The organism is Mycobacterium sp. NGS56, assembly GCF_059812425.1.
In genome coordinates, this window is record NZ_JCALCQ010000001.1 from 1,075,805 (window position 1) to 1,088,964 (window position 13,160).

Annotated in this window: 12 protein-coding genes and 1 pseudogene; 5 read left to right on the plus strand and 8 right to left on the minus strand. The window is 63.8% G+C overall.

Annotated elements, in window-relative coordinates; all coding sequences use genetic code 11:
* Positions 1–2 precede the first annotated feature (2 nt).
* From AC5Y4F_RS05000 to AC5Y4F_RS05030, 7 genes and pseudogenes are all read right to left on the minus strand, one after another.
* Positions 3–1,013 (minus strand): alpha/beta hydrolase, encoded by a 1,011-nt coding sequence (locus AC5Y4F_RS05000; RefSeq protein WP_499995350.1) that lies wholly within the window; start codon positions 1,011–1,013, stop codon positions 3–5.
* A 110-nt stretch (positions 1,014–1,123) separates the two neighbouring features.
* Positions 1,124–2,287, minus strand: coding sequence for an NDMA-dependent alcohol dehydrogenase (locus tag AC5Y4F_RS05005; protein ID WP_499995351.1), 1,164 nt, complete (start codon positions 2,285–2,287; stop codon positions 1,124–1,126).
* Between the two features lie 28 nt (positions 2,288–2,315).
* Entirely contained in the window at positions 2,316–3,788 is a 1,473-nt protein-coding gene (locus AC5Y4F_RS05010; protein ID WP_499995353.1) for an aldehyde dehydrogenase family protein, read from the minus strand.
* Positions 3,782–4,576, minus strand: coding sequence for an SDR family oxidoreductase (locus AC5Y4F_RS05015; RefSeq protein WP_499995354.1), 795 nt, complete (start codon positions 4,574–4,576; stop codon positions 3,782–3,784). The genes AC5Y4F_RS05010 and AC5Y4F_RS05015 overlap by 7 nt, the downstream gene beginning before the upstream one ends.
* Positions 4,577–4,706: 130 nt before the next feature.
* Positions 4,707–5,060, minus strand: a pseudogene (locus AC5Y4F_RS05020) (amidohydrolase family protein); the annotation flags it as partial.
* 120 nt (positions 5,061–5,180) lie between these two features.
* Positions 5,181–5,813 (minus strand): TetR/AcrR family transcriptional regulator, encoded by a 633-nt coding sequence (locus tag AC5Y4F_RS05025; RefSeq protein ID WP_067934641.1) that lies wholly within the window; start codon positions 5,811–5,813, stop codon positions 5,181–5,183.
* A gap of 55 nt (positions 5,814–5,868) precedes the next feature.
* A complete protein-coding gene (locus tag AC5Y4F_RS05030) occupies positions 5,869–6,993 on the minus strand; it encodes an NAD(P)H-dependent amine dehydrogenase family protein (protein ID WP_067934639.1) in 1,125 nt (374 codons plus the stop codon).
* A 146-nt stretch (positions 6,994–7,139) separates the two neighbouring features.
* Between AC5Y4F_RS05030 and AC5Y4F_RS05035 the strand changes: the two genes are divergently transcribed.
* Complete coding sequence (locus AC5Y4F_RS05035) at positions 7,140–8,285, plus strand: ABC transporter substrate-binding protein (protein WP_499995356.1); 1,146 nt, start codon at positions 7,140–7,142, stop codon at positions 8,283–8,285.
* On the opposite strand, the gene AC5Y4F_RS05040 is transcribed toward AC5Y4F_RS05035, so the two are convergent.
* Positions 8,277–9,350, minus strand: coding sequence for a dihydrodipicolinate synthase (locus AC5Y4F_RS05040; protein WP_499995357.1), 1,074 nt, complete (start codon positions 9,348–9,350; stop codon positions 8,277–8,279). The genes AC5Y4F_RS05035 and AC5Y4F_RS05040 overlap by 9 nt on opposite strands.
* A gap of 116 nt (positions 9,351–9,466) precedes the next feature.
* Here AC5Y4F_RS05040 and AC5Y4F_RS05045 point away from each other — a divergent pair, with 116 nt between their 5' ends.
* The 4 genes from AC5Y4F_RS05045 to AC5Y4F_RS05060 all read left to right on the plus strand — a co-directional run bounded on the left by AC5Y4F_RS05045 (position 9,467) and on the right by AC5Y4F_RS05060 (position 13,092).
* Positions 9,467–10,705: a cytochrome P450 gene (locus tag AC5Y4F_RS05045; RefSeq protein ID WP_499995783.1), complete on the plus strand. Its 1,239-nt coding sequence runs from the start codon at positions 9,467–9,469 to the stop codon at positions 10,703–10,705.
* A gap of 12 nt (positions 10,706–10,717) precedes the next feature.
* Complete coding sequence (locus tag AC5Y4F_RS05050) at positions 10,718–11,782, plus strand: NAD(P)H-dependent amine dehydrogenase family protein (RefSeq protein ID WP_067934634.1); 1,065 nt, start codon at positions 10,718–10,720, stop codon at positions 11,780–11,782.
* 47 nt (positions 11,783–11,829) lie between these two features.
* Entirely contained in the window at positions 11,830–12,825 is a 996-nt protein-coding gene (locus AC5Y4F_RS05055; protein WP_499995358.1) for a hypothetical protein, read from the plus strand.
* 84 nt (positions 12,826–12,909) lie between these two features.
* Entirely contained in the window at positions 12,910–13,092 is a 183-nt protein-coding gene (locus tag AC5Y4F_RS05060) for a hypothetical protein (RefSeq protein WP_499995361.1), read from the plus strand.
* Positions 13,093–13,160 lie beyond the last annotated feature (68 nt).

The window sequence follows — 13,160 nt, forward strand, 5'->3', positions numbered from 1 at the left end:
CGTCAGTGGACCTCCTCGGTGACGGCGCGCGCATCCTGAAGGGCGTGAGCGATGAATCGCGCGACGTAGGCCATGGCCTTGGCGGCCTCGAGTGTGATGCGTGGCAACGCCTGAAAGACATGCACCTGGTGCGGCCAGATCTGCAGTTCGCATCTGCCGCCGGCGGTGCGGATGTCGGCGGCGAGCTGGCGCGCATCCTCCTGCAGCATCTCGGCGCCACCGGCCTGGATGAGGGTGGGGGGAAGTGCAGGGGCGCCGGCGACATCGAGCGTCAACCGCCGGTGGGTGAGGTCGATGCCGCGGTGATAGAGGCTGACAAGGCGGACCGCGCTCGCCGCCCGGGTGGCCGGATCGGGGCGAATCCGTTCGCGCGCGAGCGAGAGTTCGAAGGTGAGGTCGTACAACGGGGAGAACAACACCATTGCGGCGGGGGGACTGCTGGATATCTCGGGCTGCAGCAGCAAGTCGACCGACAGGTGACCGCCCGCCGAATCTCCGGCGATCACAACCTGTTTCGGCGGCACGCCGACGGCGGTGGCCAGCCAGTCCCAGCCCGCCCGGACGTCGTCGGCCGCACTGGGGAAGCGATGGCGCGGCGCAAGCCGATAATCGATGCAGAACACCGGAAGGCCGGTCAGGGCCGAGAGCCAGGATGTCAACCGGCGGTGCGTCTTTGGCGAACACACGGCGTACCCGCTGCCGTGCACGTAGTAAATCGCACCCTCGTTGATTGACGAGCGCGCGGTCTCGCTTGTGGGTGTGCGTGGTCCATAAACCCATTCACCCTTGACCCGGCGGCCGTCGGGCAGCTTGACGTCTACCGACTCGACGCGGGCGCCCGCAAGTGAGGGGCCGAAGGTCCCCATGATCCCGGCGATGATCTGGCGTGATAGCCACAGGCCCCATGGCCGTTCGGGCGGAATCACGCTGGTGATCGGCCGAAGGGTGTACGTACTCACCGCTGCCGCGCCGCGGGATCGCAACGACCCGCGAGCCGGAACGCCGTCCGTCATACAACGCAGTCAACACCAAATGGTGACATTGGTCAATGGCAGCTTTCGTGGGTATGACGGAGTTCTATCCCGCGTCATGTTGTCGCAACGCGGCCCCGCGGCGCACGGTATCAGTCGAAGGCGATGACGCCGCGAATATTCTTGCCGGCTCGAAGGTCTTTCATGGCCTCGTTGATGTCGTCGAGCTTGTATTTCTGCGTGACCAGCTCATCGAGCTTGATCAGGCCCGCCTCGTACATCGCCAACAGTTTCGGCATGGCTTCCCGCGGGTTCATCTCGCCGTAAAGCACACCCTTGAATGTCTTACACGAGCTGATCATGTCGGTAAGGACCATCGGTACCATCAGGTCGGTGATCTTGGGCATTGCGGTCAGTACGCATGTTCCGCCCTTGCGCAACAACATCATTCCCATCATCACCATGTCTGCGGGCACCACCCCGGGGGTGAGAACGACCCTGTCGGCCATCACGCCCCAGGTGATCTCCTTGACCAGTTCCAGCGCGGCGCCGGTGTCGACAGCGGTGTGGGTGGCGCCGAAAGTCGGCGCGATGTCGCGTTTGAACTCGTTGGGGTCGACGGCGACGATGTGTTTGGCGCCCGCGACTTTCGCGCCTTGCACGGCGTTCATGCCGATGCCGCCGACACCGACTATCACGACCGTGTCACCCGGTTGGGTGCCTGCCGCAACCGAACCTGAACCGAATCCCGTTGTCACACCGCAGGAGACCAGCGAGGCCGCCTCTAAGGGGATCCAATCGTGCACCTTGACCAGCGAGCGCTCGGATGCAACCACGAATTCGGAGAAGGTGCCGACCTGCATCATCGCCATGAGGTCTTCACCCGCCAGGTGACGCCGCCGGGTGCCATCGGTGGTCATCGCCTTGTCATAGATGTCGGCACCCACGTCGCACAGGTAGGTGTAGCCTGTCGCGCACCATCGACAGTTACCGCAGGCAGGAAGAAACGAGATGGCCACATGGTCACCGGGTTTGAGCGTCTTGACCTCTGGGCCGACCGTTTCGACGACCCCGGCTCCCTCATGACCGCCGAGCATGGGGAACCATTCGGGCACGGAAAGCCCTGCGGCCCGCATCATCTCTTCCATCTCGGCTGTCGGGACACTGTCGCCGGTGTAGAAGTGCTCATCGGAGTGGCAGATCCCCGCGTAGGCCATCTTGACCAGCACTTCGCCCGCGTGGGGCGGGTCGAGCTCCACGTCGGTGACTTCCCAGTCCACACCGACGCCGCGCAATACCGCTGCTTTGGACTTCATCTGGACTCTTTCCCTAAGGATTTGGGGATTAGGACGCCGGCCAGCCGACAGTCTTTGTCTCGGTGAATATTTCGAGCCCCTCGATGCCACACTGCCGGCCGACGCCGGACTGCTTGTACCCACCGAACGGGGCGTCCGCGCCGTACCACAGTCCGCCGTTGATGCCGAGCGTGCCGGTTCTGATCCGGCCCGCAACAGACTTGGCGCGGTCGAGGTCGTTGGCGAACACCACACCCGACAGGCCGTAGATGGATTCGTTGGCGATTCGCACAGCGTCGTCGTCGCCGTCGAATCCGATCACCGACAGCACGGGTCCGAAGATCTCCTCCTGTGCGATGGTCATCTTGTTGTCGACATTTGAGAACACCGTCGGCTCGACGAAATAGCCCTTCGGTAGATGCTTGGGCACCCCGCCGCCGGTAACCAGGCGGGCGCCTTCCTGCTTGCCCTTCTCGATGTAGCCGAGGACTCGATCGTGCTGCTTCCTGGAGACCAACGGGCCCTGCAGCACCGAAGGATCCGTGGGGTCGCCGTATTTGTTCTTTTCCATTGCGGCTTTGACGATCTCGACAGCTTCGTCGTAGCGAGAGTTGGGCACGAGCAGGCGGGTGGGCATGGCGCAGCCCTGCCCGGCATGCATGCAGACGAATGCGCTGCCGCCAACCGCGCCGCCGATGTCACCGTCCTCGTCGAGGACGAGGTACACGGACTTGCCCCCGAGCTCGAGGAAGGTGGGTTTGACGGTCTGGGCAGCGTCAGCCATGATGCGCCTGCCGGTCGCCGTCGAGCCGGTGAAAGCGACCATGTCGATCAGGGGGGATTTCGAAATCACCTCGCCGACAAGGTGGTCGGATGATGGCACGATGTTGATGACGCCGGGCGGGATGTCGGTGCGCTCGGCGATGATGCGGCCGATTCTGGTGGCGTTCCACGGCGTGTCCGGGGCGGGTTTGAGCACGCAGGTGTTGCCCATCGCCAGGATGGGCCCGATCTTGTTGAGGATGATCTCGAACGGGAAGTTCCACGGCGTGATGACGCCGACGACACCGATGGGCTCTTTCCAGACTTCGCGGGTGGTGAGGCTGCCCATGCCGAAAGCGTCCTTGTCGGGAAGTGAACGCTTCCAAGTGAATTCGTCGATCATCCTGGTGGGCCAGGTTAGGGCTTCATTGAGGGGGACGTCGAGCTGCGGCCCGTAGGTCGACAGCACGGGACAGCCCACTTCGGCGACGAGTTCGGTGCGCAGGTCCTCGCGTTCGGCCTCGAGCGCTGCCTGCAGTTGCCGTAGTCCGGCGGCCCGCGCCGCGCCGTCGCGTGACCACTCGGTGTTGTCGAACGCATGCCGCGCCGCAGCGACGGCGCATTCCATGTCGGCGCGGGTCCCGTCGCTGGTGGCGCCGAGGATTTCTTCGGTCGCGGGGTTGATGTTGTCGAACTGCCGTCCCGTCTCGGACTCGACGAGCTTGCCGTCGATGAGCATGCGCGGTTCGTGGTTCACCATTGCCGAAGTTCCTTCACTGCGTCGGAGGCGCGCGGGGCCAAGGTCAGATAGGGGATGAAACTGCTATTGCCGCAGCGGATCACGGAATTGACGACATCGGTCAGGTGCTCGGCGTCAACGAGGCCCCCCTGCATGTACTTGTTCTCCATCCAGAATCTGATTGCCGATTCCAGGGCGTCGGGATCCCAGCTTTTGTTGAATTCCGTCTGCGCGTCGCCGGCCCCGCCGAGACTGTCGCCCACGGCGAGGCGAGTAAAGGCGATCTCCGGATGTTCGGTGCGCCAGGCCTCGACGAGCTTGTCCAGTGCGCTCTTGGAAACCGCGTAGGCCCCGAGTAATGGCCACGGAGTGGTGTAGGACGCGCTCAGTGAAGACAGGTACACCGCGGAGCCCGCCGCCGCGGCCAAGTGTGGTGCCGCAGCCGCGGTGATGAGCGAGGCACCGATGACATTGGTGGCGAACAACTGCGCCCATTGATCCGCGGTCACCTCGCGCAGTGGCGCCAGCACGCCCACGCCGGTCGTGTACACGAGGGCATCGAGGCCACCGAGTGCGGCGACGACCTCAGACATGGCTTTCTGGCAGTTGTCGGCAAGGGTGACGTCGCAAGCGACGGCCACGGCCCCATTGCCGGCTTCCTTGGCCGCGTCGACCAACCTGTCATATCGGCGTGCCAGCAGAGCGACGTGGGCGCCGCGCTGGGCGAGGCCGGTGCCGATGCATCGGCCGAGGCCGGAAGAGGCGCCGACGACCGCGACCCGCACCGAGCGTTGTCCGTTGTCAGACATCGAGCTTCGCACTTACGGAGCCGAGGGTCGCGCCCGCGGTGCGTTCGAATCGGCCCTGGTCAAAGCTGCGGACCGCGACGTCGTGGTCACCAACCTCGGCGCGCAGAGCGCCCACCGTGCACTGCTCGCGGGTGCGGTGTTGCCGGCCTGCGAAGCCAGGGAAGGATGGGAAGCACATCGACCCGAGCACGCCGCCGGCATCCATGTCCTTGATCCGCTCGTGGATGTCGTAGCACCCCGGCCGCATCTCGTCGAAGGCGGTGGGCTCGACGCCGTACTCTTCGCGTGGGCGACCGGCCACAGCATTGAGCCCGATGTTGGGAACGATCGCGCCGTTGAAGGTCCAGACCTCCGAGCCGTCACGTTGGCGAATGATTCGCGGTGTCTCGTCGGCATACTTGCTCGCGACCCTGCCCTCGAACAGGTTCGGAGGCTCCACCAGATGGTCGTCGACGCTCACCAAGATCATGTCTTCGGGCTGCATGGGTCTCCTTGCACAGAGGTTGAGAGCGAGGCTATCAGTTACCGGAAGAACTGTATTCAGTTTTCGGAAATGAACGTTTTCATCAGGGCAGCGACCGTCCGCATGCGGCAGTCAAAACGATCACCGCCGCAATATTTTTCGGGGCTTGACCGCGAATGAAAGCAGAAGCCGGTCAAGGACCTTGGCGGCTCGACGGCGGGCCGCGGTGGGATTTGCGGCATGCACGACCAGAAGCGAGGCCTCCTCGAGCGCGGCGACCAGCATGTGTGTCAGCTCCCCGACGGGTTGGTCGTCGATGATGCCGGCTGCGATAGCCTCGCGGACCACCTCGTTGATGAGGGCGATGCTATTGCCCTCCTGTATCTTGCGCAGGGCCTCCCAGCCCAGAACCACCGGTCCATCGATAAGCATCACTCGCTGTACCGCGGGTTCCTGTGCCGCTTCGAGGAATCCGTGCAAACCGCTCGTGAGCCGCTCCCATGGGTCCGCCCCGGGCGGGGGAGCGGCGATGGACCGCAGCGTGAGGTCGTTCTCGACATCTTCGAACACGGCGCGAAACAGCTCGGCCTTGTCTTTGAAGTGGTGGTAGAAGGCGCCGCGCGTACCGACACCCGACTTCGCCACCAGGTCACCGATGCTCGTGTTGAAGTATCCAAGTTCCACGAAGATTTCTCGACCCGCGTCGATCAGGTCGCGACGGGTCTGCTCGCCTCGGGCGCGCCGATCCACGTCCGTCCCACCGCGCTTCGCCATGTCGACGATCGTATCAACATTTAGTCTGTATGTTGACTGCCGGTTGGGGCCGTTCTCAGCGCACGATGCCGCGAACAGTCATGAGCCCGAGGTCGGCGTGCGACTTGAAACCGGGCGAGGCGTCGCAGATGGCGGGAATGGAGTTCACCGGTTCCATCGCAGTCCAGGCGTAACCGATGTAGCCGGGTTTCGCGTGGTCTCGCGCATGCTGGCTGCCCCGCAGGATCAGCTCGGTACCTGGGTCTCCTTCAATCACCACCCGGTAGTGGTAGTACGGCTCCCAGTCCGGCTTCGGGTCGATTGCGTCGTGTTCGATGAACGAGTAGAGCTCATGCAGGGTAATGAACGGCCGGCCGTCCACCCATGCGGTCCAGAGGTGATGCTGGGACGCGACGGTGCCCTTCTTGATCACACCTTTGAGGCCCGGCATATCCATATCCGGAGTTCCCTCATAGGGGATATCGCGGATGGCCGTGCCCAATTCCACGTCCGTCGTGAATTTCTCGACAGTTTTGCCCAGCCCTTCGACGACCATCGTCAGCGACTGCGCGAACAATGACCAAGCGTCTTGGAAAAGATTGCCCTTGGCGAACTCGGCCGGGGATTTCCCGAACCCCATCTCGTCCAGGTACTTCAACGTGTCCTTGTTGAAGTTCACCGCCTCGTAGATGTGGATGTGGTCGGTCTTGCCGACGATTCGGGCCAATGTCAGAACTAGCAGGTCCGCCGCATAACCAGGGTGGATGCCACCTCCATGGAACGAAGTACCGCCGTCTTGGCACGCCGCTTCGATCTTGTCGATGTCCGCGCTGTTGGTTTCGGTCCGATGCCACCACGCGCCGCCCGAGGCGACGACGCTCTTTCCCCCGCGCAGCAGGCGGCAGATCTCGTCGACGTCCGACCACAGTGGCGCGTAGAACACGCAGTCGGCGTCGAGGGCCTCCAGGGCGGACTTGTCGGTGGTCGCTAGCACGCCGATTGGCCCTACCCCGACGAGTTCTCCTGCGTCTCTGCCGACTTTCTCCGGGCGATTGCAGAGTACCCCGACCACTTCGTAGAGGGGGTTGTTCGCAAAGTGTCGCAACGCCAAGGTGCCGACATTGCCTATGCCCCACTGGATCACGCGATACTTCTTCTCCGTCGGTGGCGCACTGGCTCCGAGCGGCGACATGAGCGTCATTGCTCCTCCTTAGAGCGGCGACCCCTATCCGGAAAAGCTAACACGCCAAAAGCGCTATATGCGCTTTTCGTAAACGATGGTTTCCGCAGGCATGAAGTCTGACGTCCCCGTCGATACCCTCTACCTTCATCCGGTATGTTGCCGCTATGGCAGACGACGAGGTTCGCGCGTACGGTTCAGTCGCTCCCCTGAAAGTCGGCCTGCTCAACGACTATCCGACCACCGGCGACACCGACAACGACAGTGTTGACGCCCTGCGGCTGGTGATGGACGAAGCGCTGTCCTCGGGTCTGCTCGACCGGCCGATCGAACTTGTGACACGCAACGTGGTTGGCTTGCCGAACGGCACCTACCTTGCGGTCGAACGAGCCTTCGATGAGCTTGTGGCGGAGGGCTGTCTTGCCATCTACGGGCCGTGGGTATCGGACAACGTGGTGCCGCTGCGTTCGCACGTCGAGGCCACGGCGCGAGTACCGATCGTCACCCTCTCGGGATCGGAGGGAGCGCTCGGTGACTGGTGCTTCGCGTTGAACAACGGCTCGATGCCCGAGGAGCCGGTAATGCTGGCCGCGGTGATGATCGGCGATGGCCGGTCGCGCATCGCCATTGCCTACGAGGCCTCGCTGATCGGTAATGAATACCTCGGCTTTGCGCAACGGGCATACGATGCCGCGGGTTTGAAGGTCGTTGCGACGGTGGCGATTCCCCAGGTCGAAGCCGACAAGTCCGAGGCGGTAACCGCGCTGCGCGCATCGGAACCCGACGCACTGGTGCACGTCGGGTTCGGACACGGCCTCTGGGGCTTCACGGATGCGCTGCTGGCCGCGGGCTGGGATCCCCCGCGGTATACGACGACGGCTTTCGAAATGGCCCACATCAGCGCGGAATGGATGCGGCACCTGTCCGGCTGGATCGGCCTGGACAGCTACGACGAGCGCAACACCGTGGGCCAGGCCTTCCTCGACCGCTTCGAGGCCCGATACGGCCGCCGGCCCGCACACTCGATGCCGGGCCTGTCCCACGACGCGGCCACCGTGATCGTGCGGGGCCTCGCCGCCGCGCGCCCGCTGACCGGCGAGGGGGTTAAGAACGGTATGGAGCAGGTGAAGCTCGTCCCGTCGGCCAGCGGCGCCCCGGGCACCTTCCTTCGGTTCGGACGGTTCATAAGACAGGGCTGGATGGGTTCGGACTATCTTGTGGCCCGACGGGTGCTACCGGATGGCAGCGCGCATGTGTTTTATGCGGCGCCCAGCGACCACATCGCACGCGCGGTGGCCCCGGGCTCAAGTTAATTGGATCGCACCGAACACCGGTGCGGTCACGATGCCCGGCGGTTGGGCAAGCACGTAGGGAATGGCGCGAACCGCACCCATCGCGATCATCAGATGACCCGGCATGGCGTGCTGGCCCACTGCTGCCTGGCCGTCGGAGCCGACGTCGAGTTGCAGTTCGAAGCTCGGCTCACCCCTGATGACCGCGCGAATCAGCGGCGCCTTCTCACCAGGCGCCAGGGGGGCCATGCCCCACTGAGGAAGGTCGCGTGTCAACACCCACTCCTCGTGAATGGCCAGCAACGGTCGACCCGACCAATGTCCCACCCACGAAAAACGCTGTCCGACAACTGTTCCCGCGTCAATTGTGCCGGCGAGGACCTCGATGTCATAGGGCAGGGTGGTGGCGTCGACCGCCACATCGATGTGCGACAGGGTAATTCCGAGCACGTCGGCCGTCGCATTGAGCGCTTGGCGATAGGCCAGGTCCAGCTTCTTGATGATCGGGGAATCGATGCTGACGTCTTCTGGGCGCCTGCCCATGCCCATCAGGTCGACGAGCATGGGCCGACTGTCGACGGCTGACACGTCGGTGGCCTCGTAGAGGTCGATGCGATCGATCGTCTTGCTCAACCCCGTCACCGTCGCGACCAAACGCTCGAACATGAACCCCGGGTTCTCACCTGCTGCGTGGAACCTCGATCCGCCTTGTTGGCAGGCCTTCGCGAACGCCGCCTCGGTGTCCGCGCCATAGGTGGGCAGGTGGTTATACGACGTCGTGGTGATGACTGTGCTGCCGGCGGCCAGAAGGCGGCAGATGTCCTCGGCGTTCGTCTCGATGGCATGCGCCTTGCTGGCCGCGTGCACGACGACATCCGCGCACAGCGCGGTGATCTCATCCTTGTCTGCCGTGGCGACCACGCCGGTGGTCGGCGGTAGTCCGCACAGCGCGCCGGCGTCGAGGCCGACCTTCGCGGGATCGTATACAAGTACGCCCACCAGCTGATAATGGGGATTCTCAATGAGCTCTTGCAGCGCGGCGCGACCGACGGCGCCCGTCGCCCACTGCGCAACTCGAATAGCCAATCGAATTCTCCAGGTTCTGCTTTCGCGATCTGGCCAGGTTCTGGTTGGTTCAACCTACATCATGTAGGTTTGCAACCGGGAAGCTGGAAGTTTTGCCGACCGTACGGGAGGTGCAGGTGGTGGAGCCGACGGTTGCTGACGACATCGAGCAGCGTATTCGTGAGGCGCAGGAGAAGTTCAACGCCGGGATGGGCGCAGACGGCGATGCGACTCCCTATCCGCTGCTGCGGGAGCTGCGGGCAAAGGCGGCTGTCCACCCGGGCTGGCCGGAAATGGGCGTTTCCGAGGGCGGCCCTGACGGCAAGAAGACCTTCACGGCGTACTCGTTCGACGCAGTCAAGGCCGTTTTCACCGACAACATCACGTTCAGCACCCGAATCTATGAGGACATGGTGAGGCCGCTGCAGGGTCCGACGATCCTGGAGATGCAGGAGCCCGAGCACGCAACCTATCGCCGGTTGCACGAATTTGCGTTCGCCCGATCGTCGATGAAGCGCTGGGACACCGAGCTTGTTGGCCCGCTGGTGGATCGCACGATCGCGAAGTTCCGTGACGACAAACGCGCGGACTTGGTCGATGCGGTGTTCATGCCGATCCCAGTCCGGATCATCGCTGCCCTTCTCGGGCTGCCCGAGTCGGATATCGGCGAGTTTCACCGGTTGGCCATCGACCTGCTTGGCTTTCGCGCCGACATGGAAACCGCGATGAAGGCGTCCGCGGAGATGAAGGAGTACTTCATCGGGGTGCTCGCCGACCGGCGTAAGTCGCCAAAGGACGACATGGTGACCATCTTGTCGCAGGCCGAGATCGACGGCGTCAAGATGTCGGATGAGCAGATCTACGGGTTCATGCGCAATCTTCTCCCCGCAGGAGCCGAGACCACGTCGCGGTCGACCGCCAGCCTCGCGTTGGGTCTGCTGACCCACACCGACCAGCTCGAGGCGGTGCGCGCCGACCGCAGCTTGTTGCCGCAAGCGATCGAGGAGGGCGTCCGGTGGGAGACACCGTTGCTGAACTTCATCCGGGAGGTCAGCGCCGACGTCGAATTCTTCGGCATGAGCATTCCGAAGGGTTCGACGATGATGGTGAACCTGGGCAGTGCCAACCACGACGAGACGCGCTGGGATGATGCCGAGTCCTTCGACATATTCCGGGAACGTAAGCCGCACATCGGGTTTGGTCATGGTGCGCACGTGTGCCTGGGAATGCACTTGGCCCGGCTGGAAAGCACCAAGATTTTCAACGCGCTGCTCGACGCACTGCCCGGCCTGCGGATTGACCCAGACGCGCCAGCGCCCTTTGTGACGGGCACGATGTTCCGTTCGCCGCCACGTCTCGACGTGGTGTGGGATTGAGGACTGCCTGACATGACTCGCGTGATCCAGTGGGCGACGGGCGTGACGGGCATGATGTCGTTGCGTCACGTCGTGAGCCGGCCGGACCTGGAACTGGTTGGCGTGCGCGTGTACGACCCGGCCAAAGCCGGCGTCGACGCAGGTGTTCTGTGCGGAGCGCCCGAAGCGGGCGTGCTCACCTCGGCCGATCGCGAAGCGGTCGTCGCCACCGATGCCGACGTGGTGCTCTACATGGGCAAGGTCGAGATCGACACACCCGGCTGCTTCGCCGATGTCTGCGACCTGCTGGCGTCGGGCAAGAATGTCGTGGCCACCGGCAGCCGGTTCATACATCCCCGTTCGCTGCACGAATCTCTGGCCGGCGGCATCGAAAAGGCTTGCCAATCCGGGGGTTCCTCGTTTCTCGGGCTGGGCCTGTACCCGGGCTTCATCGGCGAGTCGCTGGCACCGGTCCTGTCCCGGCTCACCGAGCGGGCCGACCGGATCAGTGTGCGGGAGGTGCTGAACTACTCGACCTATGCCAGCCACGACTTGATCTTCAACGCCATGGGATTCGGCCACACGCCCGGCGACACCACCCCCTTGCTGACGAACACCGACTACGCCGCGAGCGCCTGGATCGGCAGCGCGACGGTCCTTGCGCAGGCCCTCGGTCTCGAGATCCGGTCGGTCGTGGGGTTTCGTGAGGTCGCGACGACGCCGCGGGCGCTGGTGGTGGCGGCCGGGGAGATTCCCGCGGGAACCGTGGGGGCCATGCGTTTTGGCGTCGAAGTCGACTGCGGCGACACCACGCTCGCCGTCGAACATCTCACCAGGATGGCTGACGATCTGGCCCCCGACTGGCCAACAGAAATCGGTTATGCGGTGACCGTCGAGGGGAAGCCCAGCATGAGTCTTCATCTCGTGATCGGTTCTCACGGCGAGGATCACGCCGAACAGGGCTGCCTGGCCACCGCCATGCACGCCATCAACGCGATCCCGGCCGTGATTGCGGCACGACCGGGACTCTACGACCTGTCGACTATCGCCCCGTTCGTCGCGCACTGGACTGAGCGCGGTGTCGTGCCAACAAGATAGTTGCTCGAAGATCCCGACAACCGTCGCATCCCGGCGAGGAGGATTGAGTGCTCAAATCGATTGATTTCGAGGTCATTCGCCAGCCCCCATCCCTCGCCCATTACCGACGCGAATGGGTCCCCACGCCGGGCATGGGACTGTCGGGCATCTGGTTGGGGGCAGTCGTTGCCGACGCATCCGGTCAAAGCTATTGGGGGGTGCGTGGGTGCGACGACTTCGTTACCGGAATGACCCATGTCATGTCTCCAGTGTGCGGATTTCGCTCACTGCCGATGGACCTCGGGATCGATGCACCTCACCTCTACGCCGAGTACTCGACGCTCGACTGGTTCGAGCCGCTGCAATACGTCGATGACGGCGCGACTGTCCAGCTGCTGTATCCCAGCGGACGAATCGAGCGCGATGCCAACGGGTTTCACTGGCACGATGCGAGCAACCGATGGGAGTTACATGGCCGGACGGTCAGCGATATCGTCCTCACATTCGTGCCCGCGCAACAAGGCATCGACGACGACGTCTACTACCGCCATGAGCTGATGTACGCCACCGGCAAGGTCGATGGCGTCGAGGTTTCCGGCTACGCACACCAGGACTTCGCGTACGGACCGCCAGGAAAGGTGTACACCGAGCTCCCCATCGCCCGCCATCTGCAAGGCATGTGGGTGTCCTGGCTGCACGAATTCGACGATGGGCAGTTGGGCGGCGGCAGCTTCTGGCAGGGGCGCGAAGGCGTGACCTTCGGCCCGGGCTATCAGCTCAAAGACGGTGTTACCACGGTGCATGAGGACATCGCTGCGAAGCCGATATTCAACGAGTCCGGAAGGATGACCAAGCTCGACGCGAACATCGGCGCCGATTCCTACACCTTCGGCTTCGAATCGAGTGGGAGCCCGCTGCACGTCTTCGGTTCAGTGACACTCGCCTCGTCGGGGGTGCGGCCGGCGCGAAGCTGGTGCTGGGTCGAGTACACCGGAAACATGCTGACACCGGAGCTACTCGACGCGGCCACCGCCATGTTCGCCCTGGCGCGTGGGCTCGTCTGATGACGTTTTTCACGGTAGCCGTTCGGCCGCCCCGCATCGTCACCGTGCTGGACCGTGCGGTGCCGTACTCGGAGGGGAGGCAAAATGATTACCTTCGGTGTGACAAGCGGTTGGTTCGGCGGCGATGGCGCCTTCGCCGCCGAGGACGTGGCGGCCAACCTCGACCGGATCCTCGATGAGTCGGAGATGTTCGTGCCCGGCAGCATATTCGACGAAATGGAGCATGTTTTCGCGGCGGCTCCCGATAACTCGCAACGCGGCCCGTGACCGGTCGGAGAGCCGATCTTCGGGTGGTTGCCGACGACGCCCGCTGACGCGATCGGCACCCGCCGATG